The organism is Caballeronia sordidicola, assembly GCF_002220365.1.
Taxonomy (GTDB): Bacteria; Pseudomonadota; Gammaproteobacteria; order Burkholderiales; family Burkholderiaceae; genus Caballeronia; species Caballeronia sordidicola_C.
Map to the genome: position 1 here is coordinate 1 of NZ_MTHB01000243.1, position 19,220 is coordinate 19,220.

The 19,220-nt window shown below is 60.1% G+C and carries 20 protein-coding genes; 8 read left to right on the forward strand and 12 right to left on the reverse strand.

The genetic code is table 11. The features are described 5' to 3' along the window. The 3 genes from BSU04_RS33615 to BSU04_RS33625 form a co-directional block, all read right to left on the reverse strand. Window positions 1–211: transposase (locus BSU04_RS33615; protein WP_256983658.1), on the reverse strand; the 211-nt coding region annotated here is incomplete at its 3' end. A 175-nt stretch (window positions 212–386) separates the two neighbouring features. After that, on the reverse strand, window positions 387–1,001 hold the full coding sequence (locus tag BSU04_RS33620; protein WP_089164588.1) for an HAD family hydrolase: 615 nt from the start codon (window positions 999–1,001) through the stop codon (window positions 387–389). Window positions 1,002–1,175: 174 nt separating this feature from the next. Continuing rightward, window positions 1,176–2,087: a flagellar brake protein gene (locus BSU04_RS33625; protein ID WP_256983659.1), complete on the reverse strand. Its 912-nt coding sequence runs from the start codon at window positions 2,085–2,087 to the stop codon at window positions 1,176–1,178. A 635-nt stretch (window positions 2,088–2,722) separates the two neighbouring features. Between BSU04_RS33625 and BSU04_RS33635 the strand changes: the two genes are divergently transcribed. Further along, a complete protein-coding gene (locus BSU04_RS33635; RefSeq protein ID WP_089164591.1) occupies window positions 2,723–4,147 on the forward strand; it encodes a phospholipase D-like domain-containing protein in 1,425 nt (474 codons plus the stop codon). A gap of 55 nt (window positions 4,148–4,202) precedes the next feature. Here the strand turns inward: BSU04_RS33635 and BSU04_RS33640 are convergent, their stop codons facing one another. Beyond that, window positions 4,203–5,099 (reverse strand): LysR family transcriptional regulator, encoded by an 897-nt coding sequence (locus BSU04_RS33640; protein WP_089164592.1) that lies wholly within the window; start codon window positions 5,097–5,099, stop codon window positions 4,203–4,205. Window positions 5,100–5,260: 161 nt separating this feature from the next. On the opposite strand from BSU04_RS33640, the gene BSU04_RS33645 reads away from it, so the two are divergent. Beyond that, window positions 5,261–6,640, forward strand: a complete 1,380-nt coding sequence (locus BSU04_RS33645) for an NAD(P)H-dependent oxidoreductase (RefSeq protein ID WP_089164613.1) — start codon at window positions 5,261–5,263, stop codon at window positions 6,638–6,640. An 84-nt stretch (window positions 6,641–6,724) separates the two neighbouring features. Further along, window positions 6,725–8,029 (forward strand): MFS transporter, encoded by a 1,305-nt coding sequence (locus BSU04_RS33650; RefSeq protein WP_089164593.1) that lies wholly within the window; start codon window positions 6,725–6,727, stop codon window positions 8,027–8,029. Between the two features lie 69 nt (window positions 8,030–8,098). On the opposite strand, the gene BSU04_RS33655 is transcribed toward BSU04_RS33650, so the two are convergent. The 5 genes from BSU04_RS33655 to BSU04_RS33670 form a co-directional block, all read right to left on the reverse strand. After that, complete coding sequence (locus tag BSU04_RS33655; RefSeq protein WP_089164594.1) at window positions 8,099–9,142, reverse strand: alpha/beta fold hydrolase; 1,044 nt, start codon at window positions 9,140–9,142, stop codon at window positions 8,099–8,101. A gap of 214 nt (window positions 9,143–9,356) precedes the next feature. Next, entirely contained in the window at window positions 9,357–10,676 is a 1,320-nt protein-coding gene (locus BSU04_RS33660; protein WP_089164595.1) for an ATP-binding protein, read from the reverse strand. Continuing rightward, entirely contained in the window at window positions 10,673–11,413 is a 741-nt protein-coding gene (locus tag BSU04_RS33665) for a response regulator (RefSeq protein WP_089164596.1), read from the reverse strand. The genes BSU04_RS33660 and BSU04_RS33665 overlap by 4 nt, the downstream gene beginning before the upstream one ends. A gap of 7 nt (window positions 11,414–11,420) precedes the next feature. Beyond that, window positions 11,421–11,543: a hypothetical protein gene (locus tag BSU04_RS48160; RefSeq protein ID WP_256983662.1), complete on the reverse strand. Its 123-nt coding sequence runs from the start codon at window positions 11,541–11,543 to the stop codon at window positions 11,421–11,423. Next, complete coding sequence (locus tag BSU04_RS33670; RefSeq protein ID WP_089164597.1) at window positions 11,540–11,911, reverse strand: GFA family protein; 372 nt, start codon at window positions 11,909–11,911, stop codon at window positions 11,540–11,542. Before BSU04_RS33670 ends, BSU04_RS48160 begins: the two co-directional genes overlap by 4 nt. A gap of 190 nt (window positions 11,912–12,101) precedes the next feature. On the opposite strand from BSU04_RS33670, the gene BSU04_RS33675 reads away from it, so the two are divergent. Next, entirely contained in the window at window positions 12,102–12,818 is a 717-nt protein-coding gene (locus tag BSU04_RS33675) for a cytochrome c biogenesis CcdA family protein (RefSeq protein ID WP_089164598.1), read from the forward strand. A 1-nt stretch (window position 12,819) separates the two neighbouring features. Continuing rightward, complete coding sequence (locus tag BSU04_RS33680; RefSeq protein ID WP_089164599.1) at window positions 12,820–13,398, forward strand: thioredoxin family protein; 579 nt, start codon at window positions 12,820–12,822, stop codon at window positions 13,396–13,398. Window positions 13,399–13,437: 39 nt separating this feature from the next. Here the strand turns inward: BSU04_RS33680 and BSU04_RS33685 are convergent, their stop codons facing one another. Together BSU04_RS33685 and BSU04_RS33690 are read right to left on the reverse strand one after the other, a co-directional pair. Beyond that, a complete protein-coding gene (locus tag BSU04_RS33685) occupies window positions 13,438–14,004 on the reverse strand; it encodes a septal ring lytic transglycosylase RlpA family protein (protein ID WP_256983663.1) in 567 nt (188 codons plus the stop codon). Window positions 14,005–14,253: 249 nt separating this feature from the next. Then, entirely contained in the window at window positions 14,254–15,471 is a 1,218-nt protein-coding gene (locus tag BSU04_RS33690) for an MFS transporter (protein ID WP_089164600.1), read from the reverse strand. Between the two features lie 143 nt (window positions 15,472–15,614). Between BSU04_RS33690 and gcvA the strand changes: the two genes are divergently transcribed. Next, on the forward strand, window positions 15,615–16,562 hold the full coding sequence (gene gcvA / locus BSU04_RS33695; protein ID WP_089164601.1) for a transcriptional regulator GcvA: 948 nt from the start codon (window positions 15,615–15,617) through the stop codon (window positions 16,560–16,562). A 130-nt stretch (window positions 16,563–16,692) separates the two neighbouring features. Here the strand turns inward: gcvA and BSU04_RS33700 are convergent, their stop codons facing one another. Continuing rightward, window positions 16,693–17,268 (reverse strand): NnrU family protein, encoded by a 576-nt coding sequence (locus tag BSU04_RS33700; protein WP_089164602.1) that lies wholly within the window; start codon window positions 17,266–17,268, stop codon window positions 16,693–16,695. A 97-nt stretch (window positions 17,269–17,365) separates the two neighbouring features. On the opposite strand from BSU04_RS33700, the gene BSU04_RS33705 reads away from it, so the two are divergent. Together BSU04_RS33705 and BSU04_RS33710 are read left to right on the forward strand one after the other, a co-directional pair. Further along, the gene (locus BSU04_RS33705) at window positions 17,366–18,043 is read left to right on the forward strand and encodes a TetR/AcrR family transcriptional regulator (RefSeq protein WP_089164603.1); all 678 of its coding nucleotides are present in this window, start codon (window positions 17,366–17,368) and stop codon (window positions 18,041–18,043) included. Window positions 18,044–18,203: 160 nt separating this feature from the next. Then, window positions 18,204–18,974 carry a DeoR/GlpR family DNA-binding transcription regulator gene (locus BSU04_RS33710; protein ID WP_089164604.1) on the forward strand — a complete coding sequence of 257 codons (771 nt, stop codon included), beginning with the start codon at window positions 18,204–18,206 and terminating at the stop codon, window positions 18,972–18,974. The last annotated feature ends 246 nt before the right edge of the window (window positions 18,975–19,220 follow it).

Genomic DNA, 19,220 nt, shown 5'->3' on the forward strand with positions numbered 1-19,220 from the left:
CTGTCGCTTCAGCGCCGCCGTTGCTAAGCAACCCGGCGCGGTATTCGCGGCGCCATTTGAAAACCATATTTGGATTGAGTCCATGGGCCTGAGCCAGTTTAGCCACGGAAACATTGGATTCACAGGCCGCGATCGCGACCTGTCGTTTGTAGGCCGGATCGTAGTTCGGTCGGCCCTTGCGATTTGAAATCTGCATCTCATCTTTAGACAAAGTAGTCCCCATCACTTATTTGGTGGGGACTACTTTGGACACTATCCAGCTGCCTGTACATGCGGCCTTCAGATGACGCTTACGTTACTTCGGCAAGCTCACCGATCGATTCGGCGTTCAGTGGATGCTCAGTTGCCCGGCTTGATTTTCTTTGAACCAAGGCCTATCGCACGTGCTAAAGCAACTGCCAACGCACGAGTTCTTCGGCCAACCCTTCGGCGCTCACAAACTTGTATCCGTGCAGACCGGCGTTGATCGCACCGGCGACGTTGCTGTCCGTGTCATCGATGAAAAGAGTTTTGTCCGCGCCCACGCCAAGTTGCTCGACGCAACGAAGATAGGCCTGAGGCGCCGGCTTCGCTGCTCCAAACGATGCGGATGCATATACATGAGGACCGAAGAGTTTCGCGACGGGAGGATTCAGATAGCCGATATAGTCGGTGACCAGGCGGCAGTTGTTCGTCAGCACTGCAATCCGGCAGCGTTCGGCCACTTTTGCGGCGAGTGCGAGCACTTCCGTGTAAGGCGTGATCGACGCATGGCGGGCAGCCAGCCAGTCGTCGCGGTGGATGCGGCAGCCTAGCAGGTCGCCCAATGCGCCTAGATACTCGTCGTCGCTAATCTGACCGGCATCGGCGCGTGCTTCGAGCCCGGACCCCCAGATGGCGTGACGCACGGCGTCGGGCGCCTGACCTGACACGGCCGACAGGTGATCGACTCGTGCGGAGCGGTCATAGTGAGACAGTACGCCTTCCATGTCGAAAAGGACTAGCGCGGGGGATGCTGTCATGTTGTCGGCCTCGCGGCAAAGCCTCCAGAAGGCGAAACATTCATCGGGCAATATGCCTTGATGCCGCTGGAAGCTTCTATTGTGCCTCGACGAAAGACACCGTGGTTAAACACGGCTTGACGCTCGTGGCCAGACCGCCATTCAGTTGCTGGGACGCCCTTGAACAGTGCCGGATCAAATTTGTTCAGCCATGAGCGACTTCAATGCAATGCGCTCGGACGATTCAAGTTTCTCGAACTCGAGGCCATACGCGCCATTGATGCCCTGCGCGTCTAGCTCCTGGACGTGGCGCACGATCGCGTCGCAGTCGATGTTGACGTCGGTGTCGTCCGTGTTGAAACGAAACGACAAGTGGAGCCGGTCGTCGAGCTTTGCACTCGGCTCAGCGACAGCCAGCGACATGCCGAAAGGGCTGATGTCACGAATCAGGCCAAGTTGAGGCGTGCGCTCCTCGCTGCTCGCGTCGAAAAAATGAGCCGGCATTCGCGTGGTCATGCGCACGAATTTGCGAGCACGCAAGCGCCGAATATTTCCCGGTTCCGACAATATCAGGTAGTGAAACGGTTCGTGGCATACGGCGTTGACGGTGCAGGCGAATTGGAACACCGACCGCGAGGTCAGCGCGACAAGCTCCACCTTCTCGCCGCGTGCGAGGTCCAGCGGCTGATGACCGGAGATGACGGGTTGCGTGATGAATACCGCGCGTGCCCGGCGCGCACCCGGCGTGGAAAACCCGATGACACGGCTCGAATACATGGCGGACCCGGGGGCCGCGCGCAAGCCCAGGCGTGCACCGATCTTCAGGCCGATATTGTCGAGTGTGAGATGTCCGGCGGACTCATCCTCGGGTGACTCCGCGTTTGCGTGAACGGTCTGCGCCGCATCATTCGCGTTCTCAGCGCCTGCCTCTTCAAGTTTGTGGGGTTCGAAGTTCTCGAACATGAAGCTTCGCGCGGCCTGGTTCGATACTGTGGCGCCGGCTTCGAACAAGAGCGCGCCATCGACGCTAACGATAGACCACGCGAGCGGTTCGCCAACCGGAACTTCGTTGGGCGAGAGAGGGCTGGACGTTGAAGGTGATGGCAAAACGGAAACCTCGTCGGTCATAGTCTGGGTGGGAAGGGTCGAACTCGCGCTAACCGTCTAACTTGCAAGTCATTGTCTGCAACTCATCGACTTTGAAGCGGGCTACGCTAGTCATATTAGTGATGCCATTCCGATATCGACGTACGCGCGAAAAAACAAGGCGGCGAGCCGCCCGGTTCCCATGGTTGCAACCGATACAACCCGGCACTCACCCGAACATATTAATATAGTTTGCGACCTAACAAGCCACTAATATATTGGACGCGCGCCTCGGAGCATCGCATTCTTGCGTCAGCCCGATTTCCTGACAGCGACCGAAAAACCGTTCCATCGAATCGGCATGATATCCGCCGTCATGAATTTCATTCGACAGATATCAGGCGCTTTCGGCGCGGCATTCTTTGGCCTTTTCATGACATCAACAAACGAGGACGAGTCTTATGGAAACGTCGGGACTGCACTCGTTGCGGTGGCCGTCACGTTTCTCATCGCGATCTGGTATTTCGCCAGAGTGAAGCAACCGGCCGTTGGAGGCTGACACTGCGGCTGCATTGCTGTGTTCAACTGGCTCTCATTTCCGGTATCGTGACCTGCTCGTTTCCAACATCGCCGACTGCGCGGACAAGGAGCGCCTGATGGACCAGCATGAGACGCCTGCAACCACCGAAACCGGGCAACACATTCCGTTCATTGCGCACGGATCCTATCCGCTGCGGGGAGGAAATCGGGTTCAGCCTTTGGTGGATAGCGGCCCGGCTTTCCGCCGGATTGGCGAAGCCGTCGAGCAGGCGCAGCACAGCGTCTGGCTCACGGTCACTTTCGTGGCCCCGGATTTCCAGATGCCGGACGGCCGCGGCTCGATTTTCGATGTCCTTGACCGTGCGGCCGAACGAGGGGTGGACGTCCGTGTGATCTTCTGGCGGCCCAACCCCGAGAGCAGCGGATACGGGCAGACGTTCGCCGGCACGAGCGCGGACTTCGATCTGCTTGCCGCACGCGGCTCGCGTTTTCTCGCACGTTGGGACCGCGCTCCTCTAGCCTATTGTCATCATCAGAAAAGCTGGCTGATCGACGCAGGCCGGTCATCGGAAACGGCTTTTGTCGGCGGCATCAATCCAACTTTTGCGCTCGTCGAACCGGGACACCTGGGTGAGGGGCAACGGCACGATATCTATGTCGAGATCACGGGTCCGTCCGCTACTGACGTGCATCACAACTTCGTGCAGCGATGGAACGAGGCCAGCGAACGGAACATGGAATTCGGGGTGTGGGGGCATGACAGCGATGAGCGCTTGCCCTTCCCAACAGACCTATCCGATGCACGAGGCAACAGCGTCGTGCAGATTCAACGCAACGCGCATGCGGGGTGTTACCGCGACCCTCATGCTGCGCCCGGAAGTGCTGCGTATTACATCGTGGGCGGCGAGCGGTCGATCACCAATCAATACTTGCTGGCGATCAACGCGGCCTGCCGCTCCATCTATCTGGAAAATCAGGCGCTGCCTGTGCCGGAGATTGCGTATGCGCTCGAGGAGGCGCTCAAACGAGGCGTGCACGTTGTCCTTCTTGTGCCAGGGGAACCCGAGGAATATCTGGACCTGTGGCGCCAACGTCCCGAGCGCAAACCGTTTTTCGACAGGCTGGAAGCGCTCGGCCGATACGAGCATTTCACGCTGACGGGCATCGCGGGGAAAACGCAGTCCGGAGGCCGGAAATACGTCTACGTACACGCGAAAGTCATGGTGGTCGATGACGAATGGGTGACGATAGGATCGTGCAACCTGCATGCGAATTCCCTGTTCGGTCACAGCGAGATGAATGCGGCGGTGTGGGACCGTGACGTCGCGAGAGCGCTGCGCTGTCAGCTTCTTCTTGAACATCTGGGGCAGGGCACTGAGCATCTGGACGACCAGCTGGCGATGCAGCTTTATCAACGTGTCGCCCATGAAAATGCCGCCCGATGGGAGGCCGGCGATGTCGACTGGGAAGGTCTTGCGTGCAGCCTGAATCCCGCGACGTATGGTGAATCGCAGGAACGCCAGATAACGCGCGCTCAATGATCCAAAGGCTGTTCTTCGCGAGCGCGCTGACACCGGGGCTCGCTTGTCCACGGCGTTATCCTACCCAGAACAATCCGGATGCACTGCACTCGGCGCGAATGAAATCCGCTATGAGTTTCACTCGCGCTACATCGTGCGAGTCCGCATGCGTGACCAGCCAGTAGGAGCGGCTGAGCGAAATTTCATCGGGAAGAATACGAACGAGGGTGGGATCGATACGCGCGATAAAGCACGGCAACACACCGATCCCCGCGCCCCCGCTAACTGCTGCCCCCTGGCTGATGACGTTCGAAATACGCACGGACGGGCTGAGCGACGTGGAGATCTGCGACAGGTAATCAAGCTCCGCACTCCACATCAAATCTTCGACGTAGCCAATCCACGGATGATTGAAGATATCCTGAAACGTGGTGATGGGTGCATGCGTATCGAGATACTGAGGCGATGCATACACTCCGAGGGCATAGTCGTTGAGCTTGTGCGCATGAACTCGCCCCTGACTTGGGCGCGTCATGGTTACTGCAATATCGGCTTCGCGTTTGGACAAGCTGAACATGCGCGGATTAGCGACCAGTTCTATCTCCAGGTCGGGATGCATGGCCGTGATCTTGGCGATCCTCGGCGCAAGAAAGTAGGTCCCGAATCCTTCCGGTGTGCCGACCCTTACCGTCCCCGTCAATCCAACTGATGGATCACCCAGGCGCGCGTTGATGCGCAGAGCCAGACTCTCCATTGCCTCGGCATCGGTCATCAGCCGTTCTCCCTCGGGCGTCAGCAGAAAGCCGACTGAGCGCCGCTCGAACAACTGCACGCCGATGCTCGCCTCAAGCGAGGCGACGCGCCGGCTTAGCGTGGAATGATCAACGCCCATTTGCTGCGCCGCGACAGTTAGACGCCCCGCGCGGGCGACCGCGAGGAAAGCTTGCAGGCAATCCCAATCAAATCTTCGCATGGGGATTTTTGCACAGCACGGTTGTGGAATTGCCCATTCTATTGCAAAAAGTTGGCTGCTATCTTTGGCTTCATGTCCTTCCCCGATGAAGGCGCGCGGTTCGCTCCGGTATGAAGAACACGGTCGAACCGCGACTCAACCGTATGAATAAAGGAGACAGCATGTCGCTCATCGCGAAGCTCGAAGCCCGTGCCCAGGCAGGGCGTCCCGTCAGAGTAGGGCTGATTGGCGCCGGCAAATTTGGTTCTATGTATTTGTCGCAGGCACCGCGTACGCCGGGCATTCACCTCACCGGCATCGCCGATCTTTCGCCGGCGCGGGCGCGCAGCGCGATGCAGCGTGTCGGCTGGGAGGAAGCGCGTTGCTCGGCGCGTTCGTGGGCTGAAGCTTTGCGCAGCGGCTCGACCTTCATCACCGACGACGCCGATGCGATGATCGCAAGCGACCACGTGGATATCGTGATAGATGCAACAGGGAGTCCTATCGCGGGCATTCATCACGCGCTGTTGTGCTGCAAGTATAAGAAACATATTGTGATGGTCAACGTTGAAGCCGACGTGCTTGCCGGTCCGCTCCTTGCGCGCCGTGCCGCGGAGGCGGGCATCATCTATTCGATGGCCTCGGGCGATCAGCCGGCATTGATTGCGGAGTTGGTGGACTGGGCTCGCACGATCGGCTTCGACGTCATCTGCGCCGGCAAGGGTACCAAGTACTTGCCGGTCTATCACCAGTCGACTCCCGACACCGTCTGGAGCTATTACGGCTTCACGGAAGAGCAGGTTGCTTCCGGAGACTTCAACGCGCAGATGTTCAATTCCTTCCTCGACGGCACGAAGTCGGCGCTGGAAATGGCGGCGGTATCGAACGCATGCGATCTGCGTCCGCCCCCCGACGGCCTGGCGTTTCCCGCCTGTGGCGTCGATGACCTGCCTGAGTTGCTGCGCCCGGCCTCCGAGGGGGGAATCCTGCCGCATCGCGGCAGCGTGGAAGTGGTGTCGTCGCTCGAACGCGATGGCCGCCCCGTGTTCCGCGACCTGCGCTGGGGCGTCTATGCCGTTTTTGAAGCGCCCTCCGATTACGTCCGCGACTGCTTTGCGCAATACGGTCTCAAGACAGACAAGAGCGGGCGTTTCGCCGCCATGTATAAGCCGTATCACCTGATCGGTCTTGAACTCGGGGTATCGATTGCGAGCATTGCGGTGCGTGGTGAGGCCACTGGCGCGACCACAGGGTTCCATGGAGACGTGGCGGCCACCGCGAAGCGTGACCTGCGAGCAGGCGAACGGCTGGACGGCGAAGGTGGTCACACCGTCTACGGCAAGCTGATGCCCGCGGTGGACTCGCTGCAGCAGGGAGCGCTGCCCATTGGCCTTGCGCACAACATGGTGCTGCAGCGCCCGGTTGCGGCGGGGCAGCCGGTTCGCTGGAGCGACGTGACCTTCGATTCCACCAGGGAATCCGTTCGCGTTCGCCTCGAGATGGAGGCGCTGTTCCGTAAGGAACTTGGCGTAGAGGTGGCGGCCGAGAAACTCGCATCGTAATCGAATCATAAGTATCACTGATCGATGGCCTGGCGTCCGCCCGGCCGCACTCTATAACGTCCGGTAAAGGACGACGGAGGAGACATGAGCCATATCAGCGAAACCCTTTTGGTGGCGCCGGCGACGCGTACCGATGTGTACCGCAAGATCAGTTGGCGCATCATGCCGTTCATCGTGCTGTGTTATTTGTGCGGTTATCTCGACCGGGTGAACGTTGGATTTGCCAAGTTGCAGATGCTCAATGCCCTGCACATGAGCGATGCCGTCTATGGCCTGGGTGCGGGCATTTTCTTCATCGGCTATTTTATTTTCGAAGTGCCCAGCAACCTGATCCTGCACCGGGTCGGCGCGCGTCTCTGGATCGCGCGCATCATGATTACATGGGCCATCATCTCCGCGCTCACGCTGCTGGTGAAAACGCCGATGCAGTTCTACACGGCGCGCTTTTTTCTGGGCGTTGCGGAAGCGGGCTTTTCGCCGGGCATCATGTTGTACCTGACCTATTGGTTTCCCGCGAGAAAACGGGGCTTCGCGCTCGGCGTGTATTACATTGCAATCCCGTTGTCAGGGGTGGTCGGCGGTCCGTTGTCGGGGTGGGTACTCAGCAGCTTCAGCCATTCAACCATCATGGCAGGATGGCAGTGGCTGTTCCTGATCGAGGCGCTTCCGGCTTTGCTTTGCGGCATTGCCGTGTTGGCCCTGATGGTCGATCGTCCCACGCAGGCGAAGTGGTTGACCGACGATGAGAAAGCGTTGGTCATAGGCGAGATCGACCGGGAGGATTCCGAGAAGACGACGCATCACAATCTTCGCGCTATTCTTTCCGATCGCCACATCTGGAAACTCTGCGCCGTCTACTTCTGCCAGATCATCGGGTTGTACGGCATCAGCTTCTGGTTGCCGTCGATCATCAAGGACTCCGGGCTCAGCGACATCTCGACGATCGGCTGGTTATCGGCCATTCCCTACCTTGTCGCCATTCCCGCGATCGTGCTCACGGGAATGAGCTCGGACCGCTTCCGCTCGCGCCGGATGCATTTTTCCGTGCTGGCTGTGATCGGTGCAATCGGATTCGCGGCGAGCGGCTATGTGGGCCACCATCCGACGCTCGCGGTGATCTGGTTGAGCGTGGCGGCTGCGGGCATATTGTCGGCGCTGTCGTTGTTCTGGAGCATTCCATCGTCGTTCCTGGCCGGCACCTCCGTGGCTGTCGGAATCGCTGGAATCAACTGCGTAGGTAACCTCGCCGGTTTCGTCTCGCCCTATGCGGTGGGATGGCTTAACGTGACGACGCACGATAATCGCATGGGACTGTATTTTGTGGCCGCGTGTCTTGTGCTGGGAGCATTGCTGGTGCGAACTATCTCGGGGAAACTCGCGGATCGTTGATCTGGCAGGACGCGCCGACGTTTTTCCAATCGCCGGCGCATTTGCCATCACCTCGCCTCTTCAGTTTGCCTAAAGGCGAGCGACATCGATAACCGCATCGGCAAATGCTTTCGGTGCTTCCTGTGGCAGGTTATGTCCGATACCCCCGTCGATGTCCCGGTGTTGATACTTGCCGGTGAACTTCTTCGCGTAGGCCGCCGGCGCGGGATGCGGCGCGCCGTTGGCGTCGCCTTCCATGGTGATGGTTGGAACAGAAATGGTTGGCGCCTTCGCGAGACGCGCTTCGAGTTCGTCGTATTGCGGCTCGCCCTTGACCAGCCCCAGACGCCAGCGGTAGTTGTGAATCACCACCGCGACGTGATCCGGATTGTTGAATGACTCAGCCGAGCGCTCGAACGTCGCATCGTCGAAATTCCATTTGGGCGACGCGGTATGCCAGATCAGCTTGTTGAAATCGTAGCGGTTCGCTTCATACCCTGCATAACCACGCTCCGTGGCGAAATAGAATTGATACCACCACGCCAGCTCCGCCTTCGGCGGCAGCGGCGCCCGGTTCGCTTCCTGGCTGCCGATCAGATAACCGCTCACCGACACCATCGCCTTGCATCGATCCGGCCACAGCGCGGCAATGATATTTACCGTGCGTGCGCCCCAATCGAAACCACCGAAGATGGCCTTGTCGATCTTCAATGCATCCATCAAGGCAATGATGTCGACGGCAACTACAGCCTGCTGCCCGTTGCGCGGTGTATCCGCGGAGAGAAACCGTGTCGAACCGTAGCCGCGCAGATACGGCACGATGACCCGATAGCCGGCGGCTGCCAGCAATGGCGTGACTTCAGCAAAGCTGTAGATATCGTAGGGCCAGCCGTGCAGCAGAATGACCACCGGTCCATTATTCGGACCCGCTTGCGCATAACCCATACTGAGTGTTCCGATGTTGACCTGCCGAATGGTGTCGAACGAAGCAACACGCGCTGCAGGTTGCGTGCCGGCCGTGGGTGCATTCGACTGCGCCTTGGCAAGTCCGCTCAATCCCAACTCCATCAAACTGATACCTGCAACTGTCGTCCCAAGCAGACGACGACGTCGAGTATTGATCTGGTCTGGCATTGCTGATTCTCCTTGAAGATTTGCCACACAAGCGCACTGCATGTCTTGTCGCGCTTGCGAAGCCAGACAATCTGGCCCGGAACTATTGGAACCCGTGGACGTATCTGGCTTGTGTCTGCGAAGAGAGCTAGTGAAACGTCATGTATTGACTGACGGTGTAGATACATTGGGATACAAAGACGGCCAGGCCGCGTAATCAATGAGTTATCCGAATCTATCTGATGCCCTTCAATAAAAGCCTGGCTTCCAGGCCACCGTCGGGCCGGTTATGCAACGACAGCACCGCGTCCATCGCCAAAGCGAGTTGCCGCGCAATTGCAAGGCCCAGTCCGGTACCACCGGTACCGCGGTTGCGCGATCCTTCCAGCCTATAGAAGGGTTCAAATACAGCTTCCAGCGACTCAGCCGGAATGCCCGGCCCGCGATCGAGCACCGAGACCGTCACGTTCCCGTCCCGGGAGGCGGCAACCGTGATCTCGGCCGTGCCGCCAAACTTCAACGCGTTATCGACGAGGTTGCCCACGATCCGGCGCAACGCTTGAGGGCGCGTCACGAGTGCAGTGTCGATTCGTCCATGCAGCGAGACGTCCTGGCCGGCATCGATATAGTCGAGCACCAGGCTGTCGAACAGCGCATCCGGATCGATACGCAGGGGCGCCTCGCTGGCGCCGTGCATGGTGCGTGCATACGTCACGCCTTCCTTGACCATCGTTTCCATTTCATGCAAGTCCTGATGCAGCTTGGCTCCCTCGGAGTTGTCGTCCATCACGTCGAGGCGCAACCGCATTCGGGTGATCGGGGTTTGCAGGTCATGCGAAATTGCCGCAAGGATCTGCAAGCGTTCGGTCATGTACATCTTGATGCGATCCTGCATGGCGTTGAACGCCCGAGCTGCGCGTGCCACTTCGTCCGGTCCGTCTTCGGGCAGACGTTCCGCCTTAAGATCGGGACCGAGGGTATCGGCCGCTCGCGCCAGCTGGCTCAACGGACGCGTCGCCAGCCGTACCGCCAGCCAGCAGCAGGCGGCCAGCACCACCAGTTGCAGGATGAGCAGCCACGACAACCACGGCGACAGAGGCGCGCCCGGCATCGGGCGGTAGTCGATTGTCAGAGGCGTGCCGTCACTCAACTGCAGATGGACTTGCAGGCGGTCCGGTTCACCCGGGACGGCGTTGACCGTCAGGGCATAGCGCTTGCCGATGCCGTCTGCGATGGATTGGGCTACCCTCTCTGATAGCTTCGCATCCGGCGGCGCGCCCGCGACCCCGTGCCCCAGATTGAAGGTATAGGTGCGTCGCGCCAACCTCGGCAGCCATTCTGCACGTTCGTCAGCGGGCAAATGATCGAGGAGCGCGACCGAGCTGGTGACCTCGCGTTCGATGTAACCCATCATCACGTTACTCATGGTCTGGTCCCGTTCCGTCACGGTGAGCCAGACCGAAAGCGTTTGCACCAGCGCAAGGCTGACAAAGAGAATCAGCGCAAGCCTCGCGAACAGTGTGCGCGGCCAATGCAGCAAAGCATTGAGCTTCATGGAGTGCCTTCGATCATGGTCACGGCCGCTGAAAATACATAACCTTCGCTGCGCAGCGTCTTGATGTAGCGGGGCTCGCGCGCAACATCCTGCAGTCGCTGCCGCAAGCGGCTGACCAGCAGATCGATCGACCGGTCGAACGGATCGGCCTGACGGCCCTGGGTCAGGTTAAGCAATTGATCCCGCGTGAGCACGCGTTGTGGATGATCGAGGAACACCCGCAGCAAGCGGTACTCGGCACCGCTGAGGGCCACCATGGTGCCTTCGGCGTCGAGCAGATGGCGCGCGGTGGTGTCGAGCCGCCAGTCGCCGAAGCCGATCATCGGCGCGGTTTCAGTCACCTGCATGCCGGGCGGCAGCATTCGGGTGCGGCGCAACACGGAGCGGATACGGGCCAGCAGTTCGCGCACAGCAAACGGCTTGGACAGGTAATCGTCAGCACCCATTTCCAGCCCGACGATTCGATCCGTCTCTTCGCTGCGGGCGGTCAGCATCAATACCGGCACGGCGCGAAACTTGCCGGCACGCAATTCCCGGCACAGCACGAGACCGTCTTCGCCGGGCATCATCAGATCCAGCACGATCAGGTCAGGCGCGCCTTGCTCGAGGGCTGTGCGCATCTGGCGGCCGTTGGCGGCCAGCGAAACGCGCATGCCGTTCTTCTCGAGATAGGTGGCAAGCAGTTCGCGGATGCCGCGATCGTCGTCGACGATCAGCACGTGGTCGGTGTTTTCCATCAATGGATCAATCCTTCCGACGATAAACGCGCACGCGGTTCACGTTGACCAGCGAACAGTGCACGGGGTGCGCCATTTCCGCTGCAAGTCCACCCGCCAGGAAGGCGAGAATCGCCATTAGCCGTCTCATGCATCCTCCTCGACGGACAGGCTGGCGCCGTTGGCCACGCTGGCCTCCAGCGTATACGGGTCGATGCCTTCCAGGCAACCGATGTTGGCGCGCCAGAGCTGCGGATCCTTACGCGTCTGGTGGAACGGATAAATGCCGCAATGCTTGCAAAAGTAGTGCTTCGCCGTACGCGTATTGAACTGGTAAAGCGTCAGGGCCTCCTCGCCACGCAGGATCTTCAGTTCGCCCACAGCGAACGGCGGCGTCATCAGCGCGCCCTTGCGCCGGCACAGGCTGCAATTGCAACGCGCAGCAGGGACGACGGCGGTACGGACTTCAAATTTCACGGTCCCGCAATGACAGGATCCTTGCAGCAGTTCGGTACTCATTTGGCTCTCCGCGTCAGGCAGGGCTGGTTTATAGCCTAGGCTTTATAGCCCAATAAGCACGACGCTTTGTATCGCAATGTATCTGGGTGTTCCCCTGACACAAAACATTGCACCCAAGCCGCCTTGGCGACACAAGCCAGATACGAGGGGGCGTTCCAATACAGCCATGCCACTCACTGGAACGCCCGCCATGCACAACCTGTTTGAAACACCCATCGCTCTGTTGGCAGGGCTGCTCACGATTGCGTCGCCATGCATCCTCCCCGTGATGCCGATCCTGCTCGGCACCTCCGTTGAGCGGCCCGACCGTGTGCGGCCGCTCTTCATCATTGCCGGCTTCATCCTGACCTTCGCCTCCTTTGCGCTGCTGCTGGGCGCCGTATCCAGCACGGTTCACGTGGCGCAACAAGCGCTGCGCAACGCCGCCATTGCGTTACTGGCGTTGTCGGGGCTGCTGCGGTTGTGGCCGCGTCCCTACGATTGGCTGATGGCGAAGATTCAGGAGCCACTGCAGCGCATGGGCGCCGCGGTGGCACCGGGCGCTCGGGCCGCGCGCGGCAACGCTGGCGGTTTCGTGCTTGGCATGTCTCTCGGCGCGGTATGGACGCCCTGCGCCGGACCTGTGCTGGCATCGATTCTGGTGCTGGTGGTTAAGGCCCAGGACCTCGGATGGTCAGCCCTGCTGCTTGGCCTGTATGCGGTGGGCGCCGCGATTCCAATGCTCGCCATCATTTACGGCGGTCAGTACATGACCCAGCGCGTGAGGCTGGTGTCACGCCATGCATACCGCCTGCAACAGGTGTTCGGCGTGCTGGTGATGCTCACCGCCCTTGCCATCTATCTGCAATACGACGTCCTGGTATATGCCCGGGTCGCCGCTCTGTTCCCCTCCCTGAAAGGACTCTGACATGCTCTCCCGACTCAAAACCGCCGCTATCGTCGCCTTGTTCGCTGCAGCGGTTGCAAGCAGCGCCGCAGCAATCGCAAGTCTTGTTGCGAGCCCGGCGGCTAGCGCTGCTGCAGGTTCCGTCGGACGTCCGGTTAGCGCCAGCACCGCTCCGGAATTCACCGGTATCGACAAATGGCTCAATAGCGATCCCCTGACCATGCAACAGTTGCGGGGCAAGGTGGTGCTGGTCGACTTCTGGACCTACACCTGTATCAACTGCATCAACGTGCTGCCCTACGTGAAGGGCTGGAATCAGAAATATAAGGACCAGGGGCTGGTGGTGGTCGGCGTGCACACGCCCGAGTACCCGTTCGAACGCAACACGGACAACGTCAAGACGGCCATCAAGCGCTTCGGCATTACTTTTCCGGTGGCGCAAGACAACCGCTATGCAACGTGGAACGCCTACGACAACCAGTATTGGCCCGCGTTTTATCTCGTCGACAAGAAAGGGCACGTGGTCTACACGCACTTCGGCGAAGGTGACTACGAACAGACCGAGGCGAAGATCAAGTCCTTGCTCGCGGAAAACCCGTGATTTGTATCGCGGCTTACCTGCCGCGGCCGCACTGCGACCTCACTGCCGGGTTTCCGCTGCGCCCGTGCCTGGCTTCACGCTGCCGTCGGGTTGTGGAACTTCAATCGGCTTGACTACGACGGGGGCGGTGCCATTTTCTTTCAGACCGAGCTTATCGGCGGTCTTGGGCGACACGTCGACGATTCGATCCTTGACATACGGGCCGCGATCCCTGATTTCGACCACCTCGCTGTTGCCGTTTTCCAGATTCGTGACGCGGGCCTTGGTGCCAAGCGGCAGCGTCTTGCTCGCGGCAACATTGGATTGCGGATTCATGCGCGTACCGTCGGCCATCTTTTTCGAGTAAAACTTCTGGCCGTAGTAAGAGGCCTTGCCCTTGCGTGTCTTGCCGGAACGGTCAAGGGCGGCGCCATCAGCTCCCTTCGGGCTTGCCTGCGTGGCATCGGTGGATGCCGCCGTTTGTGCCGCAAACGCGGTGCTCAGGCAGCAAGACAGGACCACAAACACAAGCGTTCGAAGCTTGCATCTTCGATCGGACCGTTGGGTGGGATACACGTGCCCGTCAACCTCGTACATCAGGAATTCCTGCTGCATCTTAGGCGGCACGGGTCTCGTTTTCAGAAGCACCCATTCCGCTGAAGGGAGAAGGCCCAGCAGCCAATGATCAGTAGTATGAAGATTATTTTTCATTTGCCACGCCTCTTCAGCCTGTCAAAAGCAGTGGGCACCTCATACAGCAAGAGTAGCACCCGAATTACGGGTGTATGCGGATTTTAAAGAAGGCCGTTCACGTCTGTTGAGCACCAAACCCCGCCTTCGTCCAGCAGGCTCGAGGCATCGGCGAATAACGTCGCTTCACCTCTCAGGCATCAGGTGCGAGCGCAGTGCAACTGCCAGCGGAAAGATGGCCAAGGCGGTCAGGGCAGTGGCAAAGGTAGCGCCATGTATACCGATCCGGTCGCCGAGAAAGCCATAGAGTACGGGCGAGATCGCCCCCGAAGCTATTGTGCCGGTGTAAAAGAGCGCGAATGCGCGCTCGGTATTTTCGAGGGGCGCCAGTTCCGGCACTGTCCCATACAACACGGTAGACGTGCCGTTGAGCATCATGCCCAACAGCGGCAGCAGCACCATGGCGAGCGCCAGCGGGCAAAACATCACGGCGATGATCAAGGCCGCTGTGCCGCCCTCGGTGACCAGCACCGTGCCTGTTACCCCCATGCGTGCGCCCAGCCATCCGCAGGCGAACTTGCCGGCGGCGCCACCTATAAAGACCAGTGCCAGTGCGGTTCCCACCATCGGTGGCGAGACGCCTTTTGCCTTGAGCAGGAATGGCAGGAACGTCAACAGTCCCACGCGTACGCCGGTATCTAGCACACCTATCATGAACAGCAACGAAAACCCCCTCCCAGCGGTGCTTGATCTCGGCGTGGACGGCTCTTCGGTTACGGGCTTGCTTCGCGGTATAGAAGGGAGAAATAGTGCAATTGCTGCGGCAACCACGCAGCCCAGGACGGACACCATCCACAGCGCATGGCGCCATGGCATCAGTGTCACCAGCAGCGAAATGGCAGCGGGCAGTGCGGATTTGCCGAGGTCACCGGAAAAATTGTAGATGCTCAAAGGGCCCCGGGCATTGCGCCCATACGTGCGGGACACAGCGCCCGAGGCGATCGGATGTTGCGTGCTCGAGCCACTTCCTGATATGGCCAATGCCACGCACAGCCCAAGCAGGCTGCCCGACATCCCCGCCACGGCATAACCAGACGCGGCCAGCAGTGTGCCCAAGGCCAGCGTGGCCCGGCTGCCCAGCCGATTCGCCAGGCGCCCGGCAGGAAGTTGCAGGCTGGCCATCGTGCCCGCATAGATGCCGCGCAGCATGGCCAGAGCGCCATAACTCAGACCGAAGTCCGCCTGCCACACCGGCAGCAACACATAGATCATGTCGGTGTAGCCGTCGTGCAGCGCATGCGCCACACAGGAGAGCCACAGCACGCGGGAGCGGGACGGGGAGGCCGGCTGGCCGGCCTGATCGGCCTGGCTCACGGACGGCAAGGAAAATGGGGTGAAGCGCATCACTCTCTCCGGTTGACGAGGCGCAGGCCGAAATGGCGGGGCGCAGTGGCGCTTTCGCGCGTCGTCATGAGGCAATTTTATGACCGGGCAGCACATGCAACAATTGACGTAATATCGGGTCAACAGGGAAAAAAAGTCACGTCATGGATAGATACACAGGCACTGGAAAAGACCGCGACAAGCTGCCGCCCCTCAACGCGCTGCGCAATTTCGAAGCAGTAGCGCGGCATGGGAGTTTTGCCGCCGCAGCGGCCGATTTGAACGTCACCCATTGGGCCGTCGGAAAACAGATCAGACTGCTGGAAGACTGGTTTGGCGTGCCGCTGTTCGAGCGCCGTGCGCGTGGCGTCGTGCTTACCGATGAAGGCTCAGCATTGCTTAACGATGTGAGCAACGCTTTTGATCGCCTTGCCACCGGAGCGGCCCGGCTGCGCCACGATGAATTCACGCGCCGCGTATCAGGCATCGTACGCGTGAACGTGCTGGCCAGTTTCGCGTTGTGCTGGCTGCTGCCGCGGCTGGCCGACTTTCACGCGCGTTACCCCGACATCGACGTACGGGTGTCGACCACATCGCGCAAGTTGCGCTATATCGGCGACGCCTTCGACATCGGGGTGCGCTCCGGGCAAGAACAAGGCGCAGGCCTCGCGTCGCGCACGCTGATGGCCGACGTGCGCTTGCCCGCTTGCAGCCCCGCGCTCCTGCGCCACCATCCAATACAGAGCGTGGCGGATCTGCGCCATCACACCCTGCTGCATTCCGCCAGTACACGCGCAGCCTGGTCGCGCTGGCTGCGGGAGGCCGGCGCACCCGACCTGCGGGCTGCCCGTCATGTCGAGTTCGAACACGCTTATCTCCAGCTTGCCGCCGCCGTGGAAGGCCGGGGTGTGACGCTTGCATCGCTGCCGCTGATCGGGCGTGACATCGCTGCGGGCCGCCTGGTGTGCCCGATTGCAGCGCCAACATGGCGCGCTCCCGACTACGCGCTGGTGAGCAACGTCGATCGCGCAAGGGACGACGCCGTCATGGCGTTTGAGCAATGGATCACGATGATGGCCAGTCGGAGCGCCGGGCCGATCGAGCCGGTCTAGGTCCACGGCTTGTCCAACGGGATCGCTGTTACGAAGAGCGCCTGCACGTCGTGTTGGACGAGATTTTTTGCCGATCCCCGTGTCCGGGTTCGACGCGTGACGAACCGTGAACTTTGAAACCCTGCCGCATTCAGCCGAGCGGCGACACGCCGATCACACGTGCATGGGCCCACAGCAGCACGAACGCATACAGCCCCAGCCCCGCGACGACGACAATCACATCGTTCATCGGCGAAGCCGGTACGCTCGGTACCGGTCGGACGTGGGCGCGCCGGCTGACCGAGATCAGGTCCGCCACCGCCCAGACGAAGAAGCCGCCGAACAGCAGCAGATCGTTCAGCGTACCGTTGGCGAGCAAATGCGCCGCTGCCCACAAAATCACGGCGAGCAGCATCGGATTCCGGGACAGGCGTTTGATGCGGCCCGGCAGATAAGCTGCGATCAGCAGAGGAAAAACCGGCAACATGAGCAGCAATGTGAGGTGCCGTAGCGCCAACGGCGGCACGTAGACCATGACCGGTATCTGTCGCGCGATGCCGTAACCGTAGATCGTCGCAATCAAACTCGCGATCGACAGTAGCGCATACAGTCCTTTCCACGCGTTCTCGCCCATCTGCCTCGCTCGCGCGTCTCGCCAGCGTGGCGCGACGATGGAAACGGAGTGGATACCGAGGAAAACCAGGAGACCTGCAACGAAGATTGTCATAGGTTCGATTGAATGTTGACGATAGCAACATTTAAAATAAATGCTGCGCTTGCATTCGTCAAGTTAAAATTGACGCCGTCAACATTGGTGGAAACAGATGACCATTAGAAAGGCGAGTAAACGAGCATTGACCGACGTGACCAAGCGTCCGTATCACCATGGCGCATTGCGTGAAGCAATGCTGGAGGCAGCCGAGCGCATCCTCGCTCGCGAGGGCATTGGCGGGCTCACGCTGCGAGCGGCTGCGCGCGAGGCCGGCGCTTCTCATGCCGCGCCCAAGAATCACTTCGACAATGTGACGGGACTGCTCAGCGAGTTGGCAGCTGTTGGGTTTCGCCGCTTTGAGCGTCGGCTGCTCGATGCGGCGGCCGCGGCCGCCAATCCGGAGGCGCGGCTTGCCGCCCAGGGGCGCGCCTACGTCGAGTTCGCGACGCAGTTTCCGGGTCTCTTCATGCTGATGTTTCGCAGCGAACGCCTCGACCTCGAACGACCGGGGTTGCGCGAAGCGATGAACGACGCGTCGTCGGTGTTGCGCGCAGCGGTCGGGGCGCCACAAGAGTCCGATGCTCCCCTGCCCACGGACGGCGCCGCGCGGGTAGTCACCGCCTGGGCACTTGTCCATGGATTCGCCATGCTACAGATCGACGGCCGTCTCGACCCCATCGTCCGTAGTTTGCCGGGAGGCATGGACGCAATGGCGCTGCTCGATGTCATTCTCAATGCAGGCGGCGGCCAACTGCGAAGTGGCGACGCTCTCGCGTGCCAGAAGAGATGAACAGAGCGCATAGAGCCCCTGTCGTCAGGTCGTCAGGTCGTCAGTTGGCCGGGTAAGACGCGATAGCTCAGCTCGTGGCTTTCACGAATCGAGGTAAAGAATACTTGCTGCAATTGCCACAAAATGCTACATCAAACCACTTCGTCCAAAATCGGCTTTTATGAATCGCCTGCTCGCTATCGGTCGCGTAGACCAAATCGTGCAGTCCCTCGACGCTGACGGCTTCGTCAGCGTCGCCGACCTTGCCGGCAGGCTGGGCGTGTCGCGCGAAACTATCCGTCGCGACCTCAAAGCGCTTGCAACGCAAGGTCGGGCGAGCATCGTACATGGTGGTGCCGCGCGGCGACCCATGGACGAACCGTCGCTTGCGACACGTGCGGCTGCGAATGCTGCCGGCAAAGCCGCCATAGGTCGCGAGGCGGCTACCCTGGTTCGTGACGGGATGGTTGTATTGATCGACTCAGGGTCAACAACATTCGCCTTGAGTGCCGCACTGGCCAATTTCAACGATCTCACTGTTATCACGCATAGTTTGCCAATCGCGCTTCTATTGTGCCGGTCACCCGGCGTGAAGGTGATCGTACTTGGAGGTGAAGTTTCCCCTAGCGACGAGGCGGCGTTCGGCGTTGAGACGATAGCAGCGCTTGCCCACTTTCGGGTCGATCTCGTATTTCTCGGTGTCAGCGGTATCTCGCCCGAGGGCGAGCTCACAGACTACTCGCGGCTTGCAGCAGAGCAGAGACATGCAATGATGACAGTCGGCAAAAAGACCTATGTCCTGGCCGATCACACCAAGTTTGAACTTAGCACGCCAGTGCTGATTGCACCTGTATCCCAGATAGCCGGTTTGATCGTCGACAAGTCACCGCCAAAGTCGCTTTCGCAGGCACTCGCGGATCGACATTGGCAGGTGATAGTTGCACGACCATAAACCCTGCTAGACACGAAAGTCATATCAACCTGTTACGTCGGCCCACCGGGCAATACCGTTGGAGCGTGCGTGGCTTGTTGAGATCAGCCGCTGCCACATCATTATTATCCAGCGGAATCGGTTCTCTTTTGTAAGCACCGCGGTTCTACCCAGTCTCGCTCGTGAGGAAATGGTGACCTGACTTGCACAGCCACCGCACTTCGTCTTTCCATGGAGACGGCCACCTGATATGCGTCAGGTGAGCTC